The 18,564-nt window shown below is 64.8% G+C and carries 12 protein-coding genes; 6 read left to right on the top strand and 6 right to left on the bottom strand.

The window, feature by feature from the left end; all coding sequences use genetic code 11:
* The first annotated feature begins 180 nt into the window (after positions 1 to 180).
* Positions 181 to 2,769 carry an MMPL family transporter gene (locus I6F21_RS24100; RefSeq protein ID WP_036006082.1) on the top strand — a complete coding sequence of 863 codons (2,589 nt, stop codon included), beginning with the start codon at positions 181 to 183 and terminating at the stop codon, positions 2,767 to 2,769.
* Here the strand turns inward: I6F21_RS24100 and I6F21_RS24095 are convergent.
* Positions 2,737 to 3,399: a DUF2147 domain-containing protein gene (locus I6F21_RS24095; RefSeq protein WP_036006080.1), complete on the bottom strand. Its 663-nt coding sequence runs from the start codon at positions 3,397 to 3,399 to the stop codon at positions 2,737 to 2,739. The genes I6F21_RS24100 and I6F21_RS24095 overlap by 33 nt on opposite strands.
* A gap of 141 nt (positions 3,400 to 3,540) precedes the next feature.
* Between I6F21_RS24095 and hpnO the strand changes: the two genes are divergently transcribed.
* Entirely contained in the window at positions 3,541 to 4,932 is a 1,392-nt protein-coding gene (hpnO, locus tag I6F21_RS24090; RefSeq protein ID WP_036042881.1) for an aminobacteriohopanetriol synthase HpnO, read from the top strand.
* Between the two features lie 38 nt (positions 4,933 to 4,970).
* On the opposite strand, the gene I6F21_RS24085 is transcribed toward hpnO, so the two are convergent.
* Positions 4,971 to 5,852 (bottom strand): alpha/beta hydrolase, encoded by an 882-nt coding sequence (locus I6F21_RS24085; protein WP_225139719.1) that lies wholly within the window; start codon positions 5,850 to 5,852, stop codon positions 4,971 to 4,973.
* 13 nt (positions 5,853 to 5,865) lie between these two features.
* Positions 5,866 to 7,485 (bottom strand): GMC family oxidoreductase N-terminal domain-containing protein, encoded by a 1,620-nt coding sequence (locus I6F21_RS24080; protein WP_036006074.1) that lies wholly within the window; start codon positions 7,483 to 7,485, stop codon positions 5,866 to 5,868.
* A 171-nt stretch (positions 7,486 to 7,656) separates the two neighbouring features.
* On the opposite strand from I6F21_RS24080, the gene I6F21_RS24075 reads away from it, so the two are divergent.
* The gene (locus I6F21_RS24075) at positions 7,657 to 8,829 is read left to right on the top strand and encodes a M20 aminoacylase family protein (protein ID WP_036006072.1); all 1,173 of its coding nucleotides are present in this window, start codon (positions 7,657 to 7,659) and stop codon (positions 8,827 to 8,829) included.
* A 105-nt stretch (positions 8,830 to 8,934) separates the two neighbouring features.
* On the opposite strand, the gene I6F21_RS24070 is transcribed toward I6F21_RS24075, so the two are convergent.
* Positions 8,935 to 10,377: a UdgX family uracil-DNA binding protein gene (locus I6F21_RS24070; protein ID WP_225139518.1), complete on the bottom strand. Its 1,443-nt coding sequence runs from the start codon at positions 10,375 to 10,377 to the stop codon at positions 8,935 to 8,937.
* On the bottom strand, positions 10,377 to 11,612 hold the full coding sequence (locus tag I6F21_RS24065; protein WP_036023108.1) for a putative DNA modification/repair radical SAM protein: 1,236 nt from the start codon (positions 11,610 to 11,612) through the stop codon (positions 10,377 to 10,379). The genes I6F21_RS24070 and I6F21_RS24065 overlap by 1 nt, the downstream gene beginning before the upstream one ends.
* Positions 11,613 to 11,774: 162 nt before the next feature.
* Here I6F21_RS24065 and I6F21_RS24060 point away from each other — a divergent pair, with 162 nt between their 5' ends.
* The 3 genes from I6F21_RS24060 to I6F21_RS24050 are packed head-to-tail and all read left to right on the top strand — an operon-like array spanning position 11,775 to position 17,516.
* Positions 11,775 to 12,563, top strand: coding sequence for a DNA repair protein (locus I6F21_RS24060; protein WP_074447494.1), 789 nt, complete (start codon positions 11,775 to 11,777; stop codon positions 12,561 to 12,563).
* A complete protein-coding gene (locus tag I6F21_RS24055) occupies positions 12,460 to 14,055 on the top strand; it encodes a DNA polymerase Y family protein (protein ID WP_225139517.1) in 1,596 nt (531 codons plus the stop codon). Before I6F21_RS24060 ends, I6F21_RS24055 begins: the two co-directional genes overlap by 104 nt.
* Entirely contained in the window at positions 14,052 to 17,516 is a 3,465-nt protein-coding gene (locus I6F21_RS24050) for an error-prone DNA polymerase (protein ID WP_225139516.1), read from the top strand. The genes I6F21_RS24055 and I6F21_RS24050 overlap by 4 nt, the downstream gene beginning before the upstream one ends.
* Before the next feature lie 167 nt (positions 17,517 to 17,683).
* On the opposite strand, the gene I6F21_RS24045 is transcribed toward I6F21_RS24050, so the two are convergent.
* Positions 17,684 to 18,454, bottom strand: coding sequence for an SDR family oxidoreductase (locus tag I6F21_RS24045; RefSeq protein ID WP_225139515.1), 771 nt, complete (start codon positions 18,452 to 18,454; stop codon positions 17,684 to 17,686).
* Positions 18,455 to 18,564: the final 110 nt, after the last annotated feature.

Here is an 18,564-nt window from a genome sequence, read left to right as displayed (position 1 = left end):
CGTTCCCGCCTCAACTCCCTGCCTATACCGGCCGCCCCGCATGATTTTGCCACGGTCTCCCGCCGTTTACCTCGAACCTTCTGGCGGCGAGAACCACCCAAAACAGCAATAGGTTTCGGCCGGGAACTCCGATAAACAGCGGGCGTTTCCGGCAAGCTGTTAACCGCAGAAAGAAAAGAAGTGCTGCAAAGCGTCGTCGTTGCCATCGTCAGGGCCTGCACCCGGTTTGCCTCCCTCGTCGTCGTTCTCGGGCTCCTGCTGTCGGTAGGGGCGGGCTATTACGCTGCGCGCCACTTTGCCATCAACACCGATATCAACTCGCTGATTGCCCAGAATCTGGACTGGCGGCAGCGTGACCAGCAATTCGACAAGGCGTTCGATCAGAACGAAATGATCCTCGCTGTGGTCGAGGCCAGGACGCCGGAAATGGCGAGCGCCGCGGCAGACGCGCTCTATGCCAGGCTGAAGGACGACAGGACCAACTTCCACTCGATGCAGCAGCTCGGCAGCGGCGCGTTCTTCGAGCGGAACGGCCTGTTGTTCCTGCCGACCGAGGAGGTCGGCAAGATCACCGGCCAGTTCGAAGCCGCCGCGCCGCTGATCGAGATCATGGCCGGCGATCCCTCGATCCGCGGCCTGACCGGGGCGCTGGAGACCGGCCTTGCCGGCGTCAAGCGGGGCCAGGTCAAGCTCGACAGCACCGAGCGGCCCTTCAACCTGATCGCGCAGACAGTCGAGACCGTGCTCAACAAGGGCAACGCCAGCTTCTCCTGGCGCGAACTCGTCAGCGACGAGCCGCTCAAGGATTCCGACAAGCGCACCTTCATCGAGTTCAAGCCGATTCTCGACTACAACGCGCTGGAGCCCGGCAAGGATGCGACCGACGCGATCCGGAAAGCGGCGGCGGATCTGGATTTTACCGGCAAATACCAGGCGCGGGTGCGGCTGACCGGTCCGGTGCCGATCGCCAATGAGGAATACGCCACCGTTCAGGAGGGCGCGGTCGTCAACGCCGTCGGCACGATTCTCGTCGTGCTGGTCATCCTTTGGCTCGCACTGCATTCGTCGAAGATCATCTTCGCGGTGTTCGTCAATCTGTTCGTCGGCCTGGCGATCACGACAGCGGCCGGCCTGATGATGGTCGGATCGTTCAACCTGCTGTCGATTGCGTTCGCGGTGCTGTTCGTCGGCTTAGGGGTCGACTTCGGCATCCAGTACAGCGTCCGCTACCGCTCGGAGCGCTACAAGCACGATGATCTCGCGGGCGCGCTGGTGCTGGCAGCCAAGCGCTCGGCGGTGCCGCTGTCGCTGGCGGCGATGGCGACGGCCGCGGGCTTCCTTTGCTTCATGCCGACCGACTACAAGGGCATCGCAGAGCTCGGCCAGATCGCCGGCGTCGGCATGCTGGTGGCGTTCATCTCGTCGATCACCGTTCTGCCGGCACTGCTCAAGCTTCTGAACCCGCCCGGCGAGCCGGAGCCTGTCGGGTACGCCTTCCTGGCGCCGCTCGATCACTTCCTGGAAAAGCATCGGGTGCTGATCGTCGGCGGCACGCTGCTGCTCGCGCTCGGCGGCCTGCCGCTGCTCTACTTCATGAAGTTCGACTTCAACCCGATGAACCTGCGCAATCCGCACGCCGAGTCGATCGCCACCTTCCTCGATCTGCGCAAGGACCCCAATACTGGTGCCAATGCCATCAACGTGATGACCACTTCCGAGGAGCAGGCAAGGCAGGTCGAGGCGAAGCTGGAGAAGGTGCCCGAGGTGCTCAGGGTGATGTCGCTCGACAGCTTTGTGCCGCAGGACCAGCCGCCGAAGCTGAAGCTCATCGCGCAGGGCGCCAAGGTGTTGAATCCGGCGCTCAACCCCGATCAGATCGACGCGGCGCCGACGGACCAGGAGAATGTCGAATCGCTGAAATCGTCGGTCGACAATCTGCGCCGGACCGCGGGCGACGCGAAGGGCCCGGGCGCTGTTGCCTCGCGCCGTCTTGCCGACGCGCTCGAGAAGCTCGCCAACGGCGACGAGGCCACGCGCAACAAGGCGCAGGACGTGTTCGTCGCGCCATTGAAGATCGTGTTCGACCAGCTCAGGAACGCGATGCAGGCAGGTCCCGTCACCCTGAGCTCGCTGCCGCCCGATCTCGTCAGCGCCTGGAAGAGCAAGGACGGCATCATCCGCGTCGAGGCGCTGCCCAAGGGCGATCCCAACGACAACGATACGCTGCGCAAATTCGCGGCGGCGGTTCTCCAGGCCGAGCCGACTGCGATCGGCGGTCCGGTCTCGATCCTGAAATCCGGTGACACCGTTGTGAAGGCGTTCATCCACGCCGGCATCTATGCGCTGCTGGTGATCGGGCTGCTGCTGTGGATCACGCTGCGCCGCTTCGTCGACGTGCTGATGACGCTGGTGCCGCTGCTGGTTGCCGGCGCGGTGACGCTCGAGATCTGCGTGTTGATCGGCCTGCCGCTCAACTTCGCCAACATCGTCGCGCTTCCGCTGCTGCTCGGCGTCGGCGTCGCCTTCAAGATCTATTATGTCGTGGCCTGGCGCTCGGGCAGGACGAACCTGCTCCAGACCAGCCTGACGCGCGCGATCTTTTTCAGCGCGCTGACGACCGCGACCGCGTTCGGCAGCCTGTGGCTGTCGAGCCATCCCGGCACGTCCAGCATGGGCAAGCTGCTGGCACTGTCGCTGGTGACGACGCTCGCCGCCGTGCTGCTGTTCCAGCCGGCCCTAATGGGCAAACCCCGCAATCTCAGCGAGTAGGCAGATGTCGCCGACCGGGTCGGCGGCGCCCTTCTGACCGGGCTTGGCTGCGCCGGCGGCCTTGGGAGCTGCGGGCGCAGGCGTGGTGGTGCCGCTCCCGGCTTGGGCTGCTTGGGCCCCTTGCCCCGCTTGCCCCCCTTGGGGCTTCGGCGCAGTGCCGCTGGATTTCGCTGCGCCCTTGGCCATGGCGTTGGCAGGGCTCGAAGGGATCGGCGGGCCGACCCGGGTCCAGGTTTCGCCGCCGCAGAGGAAGCCCATGACGCAGCCCTTGATCTCGAGCTGGTCGGGACCGGCCGGCGTGATGGTCGCGCTGTAGAGCTGGCCGTCCTTGGCGTTGTAGACCTGTCCTTCCCACTGATCGACGCCGGGCTTCTTCTTCATGTCGATCAGGGTTGCCATGCCGAGCGTCGGCCTGTTCTTTTTCGAGGCGTCCGGATTGTTCTCGTCGCGTCCGCCGGGCTGTTTTTCCCAGGAAACCGCGCCCCACATGCTGCCATAGCATTGGGCGACGCGAATGTTGGCAACGCCGTCGGCGACCCGCCAGTCGCCGGTCGGATCCGCGGCGAGCGCGGGCGTCAGGCCGGCGTAACCGCCAGCCAGTATTAGTCCGGTGTAAAGGGCCAAACGCATGTGTGTTCCTTGGCAGTGCAACATGGTCTAAAGCTGTGCTTGCGAAGATGGTCCGAAAAAGGGCAAAAGGCCGCACAGACCGTTTTCAGTAACGGTCCGTTTTCAGTTGACGAGACGGCCCTCAACCGAAGTATGTAGCGGATGCACAGCCCAAATCCAGACATGTCTCAGCTATTCGCGGACCGTCAGGCCCAGCGCAGCACCCTGCATAACCGGTATCTGAACGAGCAGTTCGTCCGGGTTCTCAAGACCATCGGCTACGATGTCGGCTTTCAGAAGGGGCATGGGCAGTATCTCTACGACCGTGAGGGCGCGCGCTATCTCGACCTGTTGTCCGGCTTCGGCGTGTTTGCGATCGGGCGCAATCATCCGGTCATGCGCGAGGCGCTCAAGAGCGTGCTCGATGCCGACCTGCCCAACCTCGTCCAATTCGACGTCTCGACGCTCGCAGGTGTGCTGGCTGAGCGCCTCCTGAAATACGTTCCCTATCTCGACAAGGCGTTCTTCGCCAATTCCGGCGCCGAATGCGTCGAGGCCGCGATCAAGTTCGCGCGCGGCGCGACGGGGCGTCCCGGCATCGTCTATTGCGCGCACGGCTATCACGGACTGACCTACGGCGCGCTGTCGCTGACCGGCGATGCCAATTTCCGCACCGGCTTCGAGCCGCTGCTGCCGGGCTGCACCGCGATCCCGTTCAACGACCTGGCGGCGCTGGAAAAGGCGCTGGCCTCGCGCGAGGTCGCAGCCTTCGTGGTCGAGCCGATCCAGGGCAAGGGCGTCAACATGCCCACCGACGAGTTCCTGCCCGGCGCGGCCGCGCTCTGCAAGAAATACGGCACGCTGTTCGTCGCCGACGAGATCCAGACCGGCATGGGCCGCACCGGCCGCTTCCTCGCGGTCGAGCACTGGAACGTCGAGCCCGACATGGTGCTGCTGTCGAAGTCGCTGTCGGGCGGCCACGTGCCGGTCGGCGCCGTGCTGACGCGCAAGAGCATCTTCGACAAGATCTTCAACCAGATGGACCGCGCGGTGGTGCACGGCTCCACCTTCTCCAAGAACGACCTCGCGATGGCCGCGGGCATAGCCACGCTCGACGTCATGGAATCGGAGAAGCTGATCGATGCGGCCGCCAAGCGCGGCGCCGAGCTGCGCCTCGCGCTGACGCGCATGGTGCCAGGCTACGAGCTGCTCAAGGAAGTCCGCGGCAAGGGCTTGATGATCGGCATCGAATTCGGTCCCCCGAAGTCGCTGCGCCTGCGGGCCTCCTGGAACGTGCTGGAGACCGCCAACAAGGGCTTATTCTGCCAGCTCATCACCGTGCCGCTGTTCAAAGATCACAAGATCCTCACGCAAGTCGCCGGCCACGGCAGCCACACCATCAAGCTCTTGCCGCCACTCACGATCACCGAGGAAGACTGCGCCTGGATCGAGAAGGCGTTCGACGACGTCATCGCCGGCAGCCACAAGGTGCCCGGCGCGATCTGGTCGCTCGGTAAGACACTGGTGGACAACGCGGTGCGCAGGTCGGCTTAGAGACGTTCGCTCAGGCCGCCTCGGTCCGCGGCCGAACCTTATTTGGCAAACTCGCGCACGGCTTCCACCACGTGCTCCGGCACTTCCTGCGCGACGCAGTGGCCGGCATTCTCGAAAACCCGTGTGGTCACACCCGGGATCAGCGACACAGCGCGTTGCGCCATCTCCTTGTAGATTGGACCCGACTTCGCCGCTGTCGTGACGCGCACCGGGCAGTCGATCTCGCTGAGCATCGCGAACGGATTGCCGCGGGCATCCCCAATGTAGACCTGCTCCATCGCCTCGTAGATGGGAAGCAAGATCGCGGCTTCGATTTTGGGCGTGCAGCAGAGCCGGACGCGGCCGTCATCCAGGGGCGCGAAGCCGTGGCGCACATACGTCCGTAGCGAGGTTTCGGTCCAATCCGCAAACGCCGGTGCTGCGCGGTAACGTTCGAACACTGCGTCGGGACTGTCGAACTCGGCGCGTCGGCGTAGCGTGCCCTGCACGCGGGCGAGCGATTCTTCGCTCAATCCTCCGGAGCGCGCCGCGCGCGGGTCCATGACGGTCGGCTCCATCACGAACAGGCGTGCGAAGCGACCGGGCAGGAGTTTCGCCGCGAGAAGGAGATCGGTCGCACCCGCGCTGTGGCCGATCCCGTAGATGTCGCGGAGATCGAGCGTATCGACCACCCGGCAGATGTCGTCGGCGTAATCAAGGAAGTGATAGGCGCCGGGTTTGTGGCTTGCGCCATGACCGCGTCGGTCGAGGGCATAGACGGTGTAGGTCGATGCGAGCTCGCGCGCGACCTCGTGCCAGACGTCGGCGACGAAGCCGGTGCCGTGTACGAGCAGGGCAGGCGGCTTGCCGCTGTCGCCCCATTGCAGCATGGCGATCTCTGCGTCGGCGGGACCGATTGAGAAACGGTGCGGATCGATCATGAGCGATGGGATGCTACTTCGCATCCTCCAGAATCATCGTGGCGCCCTTCTCAGCGATCATCGCGGTCGGCGTGTTGGTGTTGCCCGAGGTGATCGTCGGCATGATCGAGGCATCGACGATGCGCAGGCCGTCGAGGCCGTAGAATCGCAACCGCTCGTCCACCACCGCCATTGGATCGTTCGCCGTGCCCATCTTCGCGGTGCCGACGGGATGGAAGATGGTGGTGCCGATGTCGCCGGCGGCTTTTGCGAGGGAGGCATCGTCGTCGCCGACGGAGGGGCCGGGCAGATATTCGCTGGGGCGATATTTGGCCAGCGCTTTCTGCTGCATCAGGCGCCGCGTGGTGCGAATGGCGTCGGCGGCGACCTGGCGGTCGTCGTCGGTCGACAGGTAATTTGGCGCGATGATCGGCTTCTCGTCAGGCGTTGTCGCGCGCAACCGCACAGTGCCGCGCGAGGTCGGTTGCAGATTGCACGCGCTCACCGTGATCGCAGGGAAACGGTGCAGGGGATCGCCGAACTTGTCGAGCGAGAGCGGCTGCACGTGGAATTGGATGTTGGCGCGGGCGCGCGTCGCATCGGAGCGCGTGAAGATGCCGAGCTGCGACGGCGCCATGGTGAGCGGGCCGCGGCGGCGGACAGCGTAGTCGAGCCCCATCAGGCCGCGGCGCAACAGATTGTAATAGGTCTCGTTCAGCGTGCGCACGCCCTCGACCTTGTAGATCGCGCGCTGCTGCAGGTGATCCTGCAGATTGCGCCCGACGCCGGGCTTGTCCATGACGATGTCGATGCCGAGCGGCGACAGCCAGTCGGCCGGTCCAATGCCGGAGCGATGCAGCACCTGCACCGAGCCGATCGAGCCTGCCGAGAGCACCACCTCGCGCTTTGCGCGCGCCTCGATGATCTCGCCGTTCTGGATGAAGCGCACGCCGACGGCGCGGCCCTGCTCGATGATGAGGCGGTCGACCAGCACGTGCTTCTCGAGCCGCAGATTGGGGCGCCTCAAGGCCGGCTTGAGGAAGCCGCGCGCCGAGGACCAGCGCCGGCCGCGCTTCTGGTTGACGTGGAAATAGCTGGTGCCTTCGTTGTCGCCGGTGTTGAAATCCGGGATGCGCTTGATGCCCATCTCCTCGGCGGCGTCACCGACCGCGTCGAGAATGGCCCATGACAGCCGCGGTGCCTCGATGCGCCAGCCACCGCCGGCGCCGTGATGCTCGCTGGCGCCGAGGAAGTGGTCCTCGAGGCGCTTGAACAACGGCAGCACGTCGTCATAGCCCCAGCCGGTCAGGCCAAGCTGGCGCCAATGATCGTAGTCGGCAGCCTGTCCGCGCATCGAGATCATGGCGTTGATTGCCGAGCAGCCGCCGATCACCTTGCCGCGCGGATAGGCCAGCGAGCGGCCGTTCAGGCCGGGCTCGGCCTCGGTCTTGAACATCCAGTCCGAACGCGGATTGCCGATGGCGAAGAGATAGCCGACCGGGATATGGAACCAGATCCAGTTGTCGTCGCCGCCGGCTTCAAGGATGAGAACGCGGTTGCCTGGGACAGCCGACAGCCGGTTGGCGACGATGCAGCCCGCGGTGCCGGCTCCGACGACAATGTAGTCAAACTCACCTTCAAGCCGCCTCGGCATTCTGCTTCCACCCGGATGGTCTCTTTGCTTTCCGTTAATAGGCAGACGCAGCCGACCTGGACAAGCCCGGCCATGCCGGGTGAACAGGGCTAGACCCCGATTGCCGGCGGTTGGGTGGACCGATGCTTGCATGGTAGACAGACCTGCATTTCCAACAGTTCGAGACCTTCCATGCCCATCGTGAACCGCGTCGCCGACCTTCAACCCGATATCCAGGCCTGGCGGCGGGACATCCATCAGCACCCCGAGCTGTTGTACGATGTCCACCGCACCGCAGCATTCGTTGCTGACCGGTTGCGGGAGTTCGGCTGCGACGAAGTCGTGACCGGTCTCGGCCAGACCGGCGTCGTCGGCGTAATCAAGGGCAACAAGCCAACCGGCGAGGGGCTCAAGGTGATCGGCATGCGTGCCGACATGGACGCGCTGCCGGTCGAGGAGCAGACCAATCTGCCTTACGCCTCCAAGATCCCCGGCAAGATGCACGCCTGCGGCCATGACGGCCACACCGCGATGCTGCTCGGCGCGGCCCGCTATCTCGCCGAGACGCGCAATTTCGCCGGCGATGCCGTGGTGATCTTCCAGCCCGCCGAGGAGGGTGGCGCCGGCGGCGCGGCCATGGTCAAGGACGGCCTGATGGAGCGGTTCGGCATCGAACAGGTCTATGGCATGCACAACGGCCCGGGCATCCCGGTCGGCTCGTTCGCGATCAGGCCAGGCCCCATCATGGCGGCGACCGACGAGGTCGACATCATGATCGAGGGCGTCGGCGGCCACGCCGCGCGTCCACACAAATGCATCGATTCCGTGCTGGTCGGCGCGCAGGTGATCACGGCCCTGCAGTCGATCGTCTCGCGCAGCGTCGATCCCCTGGAATCGGCGGTTGTATCGATTTGCGAATTCCACGCCGGCAATGCCCGCAACGTCATTCCGCAGACCGCGACCCTGAGAGGCACCATCCGCACGCTGTCGCCTGAGGTGCGCAAGCTGGTCGAGAAGCGCGTGCATGAGGTCGTGGCGGGCATGGCGCAGATCACGGGCGCCAAGATCGACCTGCACTACAAGCGCAATTACCCGGTCGTGAACAATCATGCGGCGGAAACCGAAGTGGCACGGCGCGTCGCCACGCAGGTCGCGGGCGAGGCCCATGTCCACGAGATGGCGCCGCTGATGGGCGGCGAGGATTTCGCCTACATGCTGGAAGCGCGGCCCGGGGCCTTCATCTTCTGCGGCAACGGCGACAGCGCCGGCCTGCATCACCCCGCCTACAATTTCAACGACGAGGCGATCGTCTACGGCACGTCCTATTGGGTGAAGCTGGTCGAGGAGCAGCTCGCGGCGTCGTAGGACCGGGTCCGAAGCACAGATGAAAGGGCCCGTGCATTCCACAGGCACTTGTCTATTTAAGAGATCGGATCGTCAACAACGGCGTGAAGCCATTTCCCGCTGTATTCACGCAGCCCGTGCGGCCTTCTTCTGCAGGCCGGCGGCGATCTTCAGATCCTCGACGAAGCGCCGATATTCCAGAACCTTGGCTTCGGGATCCGGCAGCCGCAGCAGATAGGACGGATGCACCGTCACGAGCGCTTTGCGGCCTTCGGGAAGATCGATCAACCGGCCGCGGTTCTTCCCGATGGGGGTGATCTTGCCGAACACGCTTTGCGCGGCGGTGGCGCCCATCGCCACGATGAGATCCGGTTGGATTGTCGAAACTTCCCGCTCATACCATTGCCGGCACGCCCGGATCTCAGGTGTGTTCGGCTTCTGGTGCAGGCGGATCTTTCCGCGCGGCACGAATTTGAAGTGCTTCACCGCGTTGGTGACATAGACCTTCTTGCGGTCGACGCCGGCCTCCTCCAGTGCGCGATCGAGCATTTGCCCGGCCGGGCCGACGAAGGGATGGCCGGCGAGGTCTTCCTTGTCGCCGGGCTGCTCGCCGACCAGCATGATGTTGGCATTCTCAGGCCCTTCGCCGAACACGGTCTGTGTCGCGTCCTTGTAGAGATGGCAGGCGCGGCAATGCGCGGCCTCCTCGCGGAGCGTTTCGAGATCGTCGGCAGCTGACTTGCGTTTCATCGGAGCCTCCGGCCGCTTCTGAGGCTTGTGCGGATCGGTTGCGGCATTGGCGATCATGGCGCCGGTCATGCGCTCGGCGTCCTCGATCAAGGGCTTAATGATCGAAGCCTCGGGCAGGTTCCTCCAATATTTCTTCGGCATCTCGGCCTGCATCGCCTTCACCTTGAGCCGGGCCGGATTGAAGATGCTGGCATAGTAGCGCCGCCAGGTTTCCTCCAGCCGGTCTTCGCCCGGCGCCTCGCTCTTGCTGACGCCCGGCGTGAACGAGAGCGCATGGCCGTCCCAATGCGCGCAGAGGTCCGGCGTCAGGATCGACCAGGGCATGTCGGCAAAGCGCTTGGCGAAGAACGGCGCGGCGAGCTCGACGACGTGATGCTCCGGCTCGAACCAGGCGACGTAGTGCGCCTGGCGTTCCCGGCCGATCTCGCGGAAGCGCACGAAGGCATGCATCTTGTGCTCGTCGCGATAGACCGCTTTCGCCATGGCCGTGACAAGCGCGACATCGGGGTCGGTCGCGACCTCGATGAGATCGTGATTTTCCTTCAGCCGGAACAGCAAGCGATAGAGGATCGCAAAGCGCTCGCCGTCGCGATGCAGGATCGCCGCCTTGGCAAGCTCGACGAATTTTGCCGAGACGGTGAACGTGCCGTCGTTCACCTCGAGGATCGGAGACGGCGAGGACGGTGCGAACAGCTCGGCTTCGTGGCCCTGCACGGTCCAGGTGACCGCGCCGGGCGGCACGTGATGGAGCACGAGGCTGCGCGCGGCTTTGCGCCAGCCGTCGAAATCGGTTTCGGTGTCGAGCATGATGTACTGCATCAGAAGCCAAATCCCAGTTGCGTTGCTTTCGGCTTGAACCGTTCGATCAACCCGGCGGCATCGAGACGATGCGGTGAGGGACGGTGATCGCTGAGGACGATGAACGGCAGCGCCTTGTTGCGGGGCACATGCAGCCGCGCGAGATCGGCGAGGCGGATCGTGGTGGTGCGCCGCGTCGCGAGGATGCGTTCGACCGTCCTGGTGCCGAAGCCCGGAACGCGCAGCAGCTCCTCGCGGCTGGCGCGGTTGACGTCGAGCGGGAAGCGGTCGCGGTGGCGCAGCGCCCAGGCCAGCTTGGGATCGATGTCGAGCGGCAGCATCGCGCTGTCGTCGACGATCTCGCCGACATCGAAGCCGTAGAACCGCATCAGCCAGTCGGCCTGGTAGAGCCGGTGCTCGCGCAGCAGCGGCGGCGCGCGCAGGGGTAGCGCGCGGCTGGCATCGGGGATCGGGCTGAAGGCGGAGTAATAGACGCGCCGCAGCCGGTAGGCGCCGTAGAGATTGGCGCTGGTGTGGAGAATGGTGTGATCGGAGGCGCTATCTGCGCCGACGATCATCTGCGTGCTTTGTCCGGCGGGCGCGAAGCGCTGCGGTTTGGCCTTCGTCTTGGCGCTGCGGCTCTCCTCGGCCTCGTCCAGCTTCAGCCGCAGCCGGCCCATGGTGCGGCGGATCGCGCGCACGTCCTTCTCCGGCGCGAATTGCTGCAGGCTCGTCTCCTCAGGCATCTCGATGTTGATCGAAAGGCGGTCGGCATATTTGCCGGCCTCGGCGATCAGCGCGTCGTCGGCCTCGGGAATGGTCTTCAGATGGATGTAGCCGCGGAAATGATGCTCCTCGCGCAGTTTTCGCGCGACGCTCACCACTTGCTCCATCGTGTAATCAGGGCTGCGGATGATGCCGGAGGAGAGAAACAGGCCCTCGATGTAATTGCGCCGGTAGAAGTCGAGCGTGAGCCTGACCAATTCGTCGATGGTGAAGCGGGCGCGTGGGACATTCGAGGAGGCGCGGTTGACGCAATAAAGGCAATCGTAATTGCAGGCGTTGGTCAGCAGCACCTTGAGCAGGGAGATGCAGCGTCCGTCCGGCGCGTAGGAATGGCAGATGCCCATGCCCGGCGCGGTCGAGCCCATGCCCTTGCCGTCGCTGGAATCCCGCTTCTCGGTACCGCTGGAGGCGCAGGATGCGTCGTATTTGGCGGCATCCGCCAGAATCTCCAGCTTGCGTTGTACGTCCATGTTTGAATCTCTTTGATTCCGCTCATGAATCTTTGGATGCGCCAATTCGATTGACTCTGCCGGCGCCGTTAGCTTTATATTAGAACATATCATGAACAAATGAGCCAGCCGCTGGTTCTCTTTTTGAGAGCCATCGGCAATCACCTCTGAGGAGCGGCGAGCATGAGCGGCGCACGTATGAGCGCGCTTGCGATCCTGCGCGGCCAGATCGAGCGCATCGAGACGGCGGAAGTCGTGCATCCGCGCGATCGCATCGTACTCGGCCATGGCGCGGCCGACGCCGCGCTGAAGGGCGGGCTCGCGCGCGCGGCGATCCACGAGGTGTTTTGCGAGGGGCGACAGGGCGCGGCCGCGACGGGGTTTGTCATGGGCCTTGCGGGACGCGTGAGCGCACGCCGGCCGCTATTGTGGGTGCGGCAGGATTTTTCGGAGCTCGAAACCGGCGCGCTGTCGATGAGCGGGCTATCCGAGCTCGGCCTCGATCCGCGCTGTGTGGTGATGGTGCGCGCCGCCGATGTCGAGAGCGCGCTACGCACCTCGGCCGACGCGCTCGCCTGCGATGCGCTGGGCGCCGTCGTGCTCGAGCTCTGGGGCGAGACCAGGCAGTTCGATCTGGTGGCGAGCCGCAAGCTGACGCTGGCCGCGCAAGGCTCGGGCGTGACCGGCCTCTTGCTGCGGATGGCCGCGCAGCCGCTGCCCTCGACCGCGGAGACACGATGGATGCTGCGTGCGGCGCCTTCGCCGCCGGGCTCGGTGTGGAGTGCCTGGGGCGCGCCGGTGTTCGATGCCGAGCTCTTGCGCAATCGTCATGGCCCCTGCGGCCGGTGGATCATGGAATGGAATTGTGATGAGTGCCAGTTCAGTGAACCGTCGACGTATCCTCAGCCTGTGGCTGCCGCGCCTGCCCATCGACAGGATCCAGCGGTTCTTCAGCAGCGCCGGGCTGGGTAAAACCAACCATGAGCCGAGCATTGTCGTCATCAAGGACAACAATGCGCTGGTGATCCATGCGCTGGACGAGGCCGCCGAGCGCCTCGGCCTGTATATCGGCCAACCGCTGGCCAATGCGCGGGCGATGTGCCCGGATTTGCGTGTGTTCGACGCCGATACCGTGGCCGATACGAAGACGATCAGCGACATCGCCGATTGGTGCGACCGCTTCACGCCGCTGGTGGCGCTCGATCCGCCGCACGGGCTGTTCCTGGACATCACCGGTTGCGCGCATCTGTTCGGCGGCGAGGCCGCGCTGTTGCGGACATTGGTCCGGGCGCTCGACTGGCAAGGCTTTGCCGTCAGCGCGGCGATCGCGGGCACCTCGGTCTGCGCCCGCACGCTGACGCGGCAGGTATCCGGCACCATTGTGGCCGATGGCGGCGAGGCGGAGGCGATCAGGTCGTTTCCAGTCTCCGCTCTCGGTGCGGGTGAAGCCATCACCACCGGCCTGCGCCGCGCCGGGCTGAAGACCATCGGCGACGTCGCCTCGCGCAGCGCCTCCGAGATCACGGCGCGGTTCGGCGCGCGCTTCTCCACGCTGCTCGCCCATGCGCTGGGGCAGGGCGATGCGCCGATCAGCCCGCGCAAACCGCCGCCCGACTACATCGTGGAAAAACGCTTTGCCGAGCCGATCGCGACCGACACCATGATCGCGATGACGCTGTCGCGGCTCGCCGACACGTTGATCGCGTCCATGGAGAAGCAGGGCAAAGGCGCGCGGCGGCTTGAAGCCGCGTTCTTCCGCACCGACGGCGTGGTGCGCACGATCACGGTCGAGACCGGACGTCCCGTGACCAGAAGCGCCGTGGTCGACCGCTTGTTCCGCGAGCGGCTCGATGCACTCGCTGATCCCCTCGATCCCGGCTTCGGCTTCGACATGGTGCGATTGTCGGCGAGCCGCACCGAGATCGTGGTGCAGGAGCAGCGCGATCTCGATGCCCATGTCCACGACAATGACGAACTCGCGGCGCTGATCGACCGCATCGCCGCGCGGATCGGCGGCAGGCGTGTCGTCGTGCACCTGCCGCAGGATACCCACATCCCCGAAAGCGCGGTGCTGGCCGCATCGGCGCAGCATCATCTCGCTGCTGCCATGCAGGCCGAATGGCCGGCGCGCGTCGCGAGCGAGCCGCCGCTGCGTCCCTTGCGGCTGTTCGACAAGCCGGAGCCGATCAAGGTGCCGTTCGCGACCGTGCCAGACGGTCCGCCGCATCAATTCACCTGGCGGCGCGCGCTGCATGCGGTGGTGCGGGTAGAGGGGCCCGAGCGCATCGCGATGGAATGGTGGCGGCAGGACGGCAAGCAGCTGACGCGGGATTATTTCCGCATCGAGGATGCCGAAGGCCTGCGCTTCTGGATCTTTCGCGACGGTCTCTATGAAGGCGAGGTGTTCGACGGTGACGGCAAGCCTGCGTCTCCCGGCTGGTATGTGCACGGTCTCTTCGCATGAATACGCTTAGCTATGCCGAGATCGGCATCACCACCAATTTCTCCTTCCTGCGCGGCGGCTCGGATCCGCGCGCCTATGTGCATCAGGCGAGCGCTTTAGGAATTCCGGTGATCGGCATTGCCGATCACAACACGCTCGCCGGCGTGGTGCGCGCCTGGAACGAGCTCGACAATGACGAGGTGCTGCACAAGCCGAAACTGTTGATCGGCGCCCGCATCGTCTTCATCGACGGCACGCCCGACATCCTGGTCTATCCACGCGATCGCGCCGCCTATGGCCGGCTGTGCCAGCTCCTCACGAGGGGCAAGCGCGGCGACGACATCACGCGGATCGAAAAGGGCGAGTGTCATCTCAGGCTTGACGATCTCCTGGAATTCTCGGAAGGCCAGCTCCTGGTGTTGACGCTGCCGCATCGTCTCGAGCTGTCGCGGGCGCTGGATGTCCTCGCAAAGCTGAAGGCGAGCCGTGCCGAGGGCGTGTGGCTGGCGGCGAGCCTGCTCTATCGCGGCGACGACAAGCGTCGCCTCTTGCGGCTCGATGATCTCGCCGCAAAGGCAAAGGTGCCGCTGCTCGCAACCAATGAGGTGCTGTATCACGATCCCCGCCGCCGTCCGCTCCAGGACGTGCTGACCTGCATCCGGGAAAAGACCACGATCGAGGCGATTGGGCGGAAGTTAGAGGCCAATGCCGAGCGCTTCCTGAAGACGCCGCGTGAAATGGCGCGGCTGTTCCGCGATTTTCCCGAGGCGATTGCGCAGACCATGCGCTTTGCGGACGCAATCGAGTTCTCGCTCGATCAGCTGAAGTATCAATATCCCGACGAGCCGGTACCGCCGGGCAAGACCGCGCAGGGGCATCTGGAGGACCTGACCTGGGCGGGCGTCGACAAATATTTCGGCGGCAAGATCGACGACAAGCTGCGCGCCACCTTGAACAAGGAGCTCGCGCTGATCGCCGAGCTGAAATACGCGCATTACTTCCTCACCGTGCATGACATCGTCCACTACGCGCGCAGCCAGAACATTTTGTGCCAAGGGCGCGGCTCGGCGGCGAATTCGGCCGTGTGCTACGTGCTCGGCATCACCTCGGTCGATCCGACCAAGGTGGACCTCTTGTTCGAGCGCTTCATCTCCAAGGAGCGGCTGGAGCCGCCCGATATCGACGTCGATTTCGAGCATTCGCGCCGTGAGGAGGTGATGCAATATGTCTATCGCCGCTACGGCCGCCACCGCGCCGCGATCATCGCCACCGTCATCCACTACCGCCCGCGCAGCGCCATCCGCGACGTCGGCAAGGCGCTCGGCCTGACCGAGGACGTCACTGCCGCGCTCGCCGACACCGTTTGGGGCAGCTGGGGCAAGGGCCTCAACGACATGCAGGTCCGGCAGGCCGGGCTCGATCCGAACAATCCCATGATCAACCTCGCGGTCGAGCTTGCGACCGAGTTGATCGAATTCCCGCGCCATCTGTCCCAGCATGTCGGCGGCTATGTGCTGACACAGGACCGGCTCGACACCTATGTGCCGATCGGCAATGCCGCGATGGACGACCGCACCTTCATCGAATGGGACAAAGATGACGTCGATGCACTGAGCATGATGAAGGTCGACGTGCTGGCGCTGGGCATGCTGACCTGCATCAGGAAATGTTTCGATCTGATCGACCAGCACAAGGGCGAGCGTTTTATGCTGGCGAGCGTCCCGCAGGACGACCCCAGGGTTTACGACATGCTGTGCCGCGGGGAATCGCTCGGCGTGTTCCAGGTCGAGAGCCGCGCCCAGATGAACATGCTGCCGCGGCTGAAGCCGCGCACCTTCTACGATCTCGTCATCGAGGTCGCGATCGTGCGCCCCGGGCCGATCCAGGGCGACATGGTGCATCCTTATTTGCGGCGGCGGAACGGGCTGGAAAAGGTGAGCTATCCGTCTCCGTCGCCGGAGCATGGCGACAAGGACGAACTCTACAAGGTGCTGCACAAGACGCTCGGTGTCCCGCTGTTCCAGGAGCAGGCGATGCGCATTGCGATCGAGGCCGCGCATTTCACCTCCGAGGAAGCCAACGGCCTGCGCCGCTCGATGGCGACCTTCCGCAATGTCGGCACCATCGGCCAATATGAGGAGAAGCTGATCGGCAACATGGTGGCGCGCGGCTACGATCCCAACTTCGCCAAAAGCTGCTTTGACCAGATCAAGGGATTTGGCTCTTACGGCTTTCCGGAGAGCCATGCCGCGAGCTTTGCACAGCTGGTCTACATTTCGTCGTGGCTGAAACACTACCATCCCGACGCCTTCTGCTGCGGTCTGTTGAATTCGCAACCGATGGGCTTTTATGCGCCGGCGCAGATCGTCAGCGACGCCCGCAAGAACGGCGTCGAGGTGCGCGACATCGACGTGTCCTACAGCTTTGCGCAGAACACACTGGAGGAGGGAAGCGGCAAATTCTGCGCCGTGCGCCTCGGCTTTCGCCAGATCGATGGATTCCACTGGCTGGACGAGGATGAAGAGAGGCTGAAACGCTCTCAGCTGTCATTCCGGGGCGCGCGTAGCGCGAACCCGGAATCCATCGCGCCGCATACGCCTGGCGGAGGAATGGATTCCGGGCTCGACGCTGACGCGTCGCCCCGGAATGACGGTGTGGAGAGAGTACCCGATTGGGCCGACCGCATCGTCGCCGCGCGCAACCGTCGTCCCTTCACGTCGCTGGAGGATTTCGCCCGCGACACCGGTCTGCCCAAGCGCGCGCTGATCCTCTTGGCGGATGCCGATGCGTTCCGCTCGCTCGGGCTCGATCGCCGCGAAGCGCTGTGGCAGGTGCGGCGGCTGCCCGACGACGTGCCGCTACCGCTGTTCGAGGCGGCGACCGCGCGCGAGCAGCCGGACGAAGGCGCAAAACCGCTTCCGGTGATGCCGCGCGCCGAGCAGGTGGTCGCGGACTACCAGACCATCCGGCTGTCGCTGAAGGGCCATCCGATGGAATTCCTGCGCGAGATGTTTACGCGCGAGCGCATCGTGGCCTGCAAGGAGATCAGCCATGAGAACGAGCGGCGCCGCGTCCGCTGCGCCGGTGTGGTCCTGGTGCGGCAGCGGCCGGGCAGCGCCAGCGGCGTCGTGTTCATGACGCTGGAGGACGAAACCGGCATCGCCAATGTCGTGGTCTGGCCCAAGATCATGGAGCAGTACCGGAAAGAGGTGATGGGCGCGCGCCTCATCCTGGTCGAAGGCTACATCCAGAGCAGCCCGGAGAAGGTGACGCATCTCATCGCCCAGCGCATGATCGATCGCTCGCACGATCTGGTCGGATTGGCCAACGATGCGCTCGGCCGCAAGCATCCGCTGCCCGCAGGCGCCACCGTGGTCGAACCGCTGAACGAAGACCCTCGCGCGCTTACGGACATGCCCGCGCAAAAAATCCGTCACCCCCGCAACGTCCGTATCCTGCCGCCCTCGCGGGATTTTCATTGAGCGAGCGCGGGCTACTGCCGACGTTTGTTGCGATGATTGCGCCTCATTCTCAGTCGTCATGCCCGGGCTTGACCCGGGCATCCACGTCTTTCGGAGTGCGCAGCAGTGCGTGGATGGCCGGGTCAAGCCCGGCCATGACGGAGGAGAGAGAGCTCGGCAAGCTGCCCTCAAAAATTCACCCTGTTCGAAATCGCGCCGTCCACGACGAAATTCGAACCCGTCGTGAATCCCGACACCGGGCTGGCCAGAAACACCGCCGCGCTCGCGATGTCCTGCGGCGTTGCCATGCGGCCGGTCGGGTTGCGCTTCATCGCGTCCTGGTACCGCTCCGGCATGTTCTTCTCGATCATCTCCCAGACGCCGCCTTTGAAATAGACGGTGCCGGGCGACACGACATTCACGCGGATCTTCTTCTTCGCGTATTGCCGCGCCAGTCCCTTGGCCATGTGGATCAGCGCGGCCTTGATCGGGCCGTAGGAGCTGGCCGTGTCCGCCTGCGCCGCGGAGATCGACGAGATGATCACGAAGGCCGCATCGCCGCTGCCGGCGCCGCTTGTCTCGAGGAATGGCCGGGCGGCGTCGAAGGCATGCACGGCGCCGAGCAGGTCGAGGCGGAAATTCTGCTCCCAGGACGCCGGATCGTGCCCTTGCGCCATTGCGCCGGCATTGGAGAATAGCAGGTCGATGCCGCCGAGCTCTTTTGCTGCAGCCTCGATCCAGCTTTTGAGCGCCGCGCCGTCGGTGACGTCGACCGCGCCGCCGGTGGCGCGGATGCCGCTCGCCTTCAACTCCCCGACGGTGGCCGCAACCTGATCGGCGTTGCGCGCGCACACCGCGACATTGGCACCTTCGCCGGCCAGCGTCGCCGCAATCGCCCGCCCGATGCCACGCGTGCCGCCGAGCACCACAGCGTTCTTGCCTTTGAGACCGAGATCCATTGTTGGCTCCTTTTTGTTGGTGCTGCGAGTGTAGCTGTTTCGCGAGGCGCCCAGAAGCCTCCACGTCGTCGTTGCGAGCCACCGGGTCCGCGCAAAGCGCGGCCCGATGA

Source organism: Bradyrhizobium sp. NBAIM03 (assembly GCF_020194055.1).
GTDB classification, from domain to species: Bacteria; Pseudomonadota; Alphaproteobacteria; order Rhizobiales; family Xanthobacteraceae; genus Bradyrhizobium; species Bradyrhizobium yuanmingense.
Note: the sequence above shows the minus strand (reverse complement) of the source record. Positions and strands in the feature narration are given on the sequence as shown.

Excerpts from the sequence above, each read along its gene's own strand:
- hpnO (WP_036042881.1), top strand. The coding sequence starts at position 3,541 with ATGCACAGCCCAAATCCAGACATGTCTCAGCTATTCGCGGACCGTCAG.
- I6F21_RS24055 (WP_225139517.1), top strand. The coding sequence starts at position 12,460 with ATGAGTGCCAGTTCAGTGAACCGTCGACGTATCCTCAGCCTGTGGCTG.
- I6F21_RS24085 (WP_225139719.1), bottom strand. The coding sequence starts at position 5,852 with ATGATCGATCCGCACCGTTTCTCAATCGGTCCCGCCGACGCAGAGATC.
- I6F21_RS24080 (WP_036006074.1), bottom strand. The coding sequence starts at position 7,485 with ATGCCGAGGCGGCTTGAAGGTGAGTTTGACTACATTGTCGTCGGAGCC.
- I6F21_RS24095 (WP_036006080.1), bottom strand. The coding sequence starts at position 3,399 with ATGCGTTTGGCCCTTTACACCGGACTAATACTGGCTGGCGGTTACGCC.
- I6F21_RS24045 (WP_225139515.1), bottom strand. The coding sequence starts at position 18,454 with ATGGATCTCGGTCTCAAAGGCAAGAACGCTGTGGTGCTCGGCGGCACG.
- I6F21_RS24075 (WP_036006072.1), top strand. The coding sequence starts at position 7,657 with ATGCCCATCGTGAACCGCGTCGCCGACCTTCAACCCGATATCCAGGCC.
- I6F21_RS24065 (WP_036023108.1), bottom strand. The coding sequence starts at position 11,612 with ATGGACGTACAACGCAAGCTGGAGATTCTGGCGGATGCCGCCAAATAC.
- I6F21_RS24070 (WP_225139518.1), bottom strand. The coding sequence starts at position 10,377 with ATGCAGTACATCATGCTCGACACCGAAACCGATTTCGACGGCTGGCGC.
- I6F21_RS24060 (WP_074447494.1), top strand. The coding sequence starts at position 11,775 with ATGAGCGGCGCACGTATGAGCGCGCTTGCGATCCTGCGCGGCCAGATC.
- I6F21_RS24050 (WP_225139516.1), top strand. The coding sequence starts at position 14,052 with ATGAATACGCTTAGCTATGCCGAGATCGGCATCACCACCAATTTCTCC.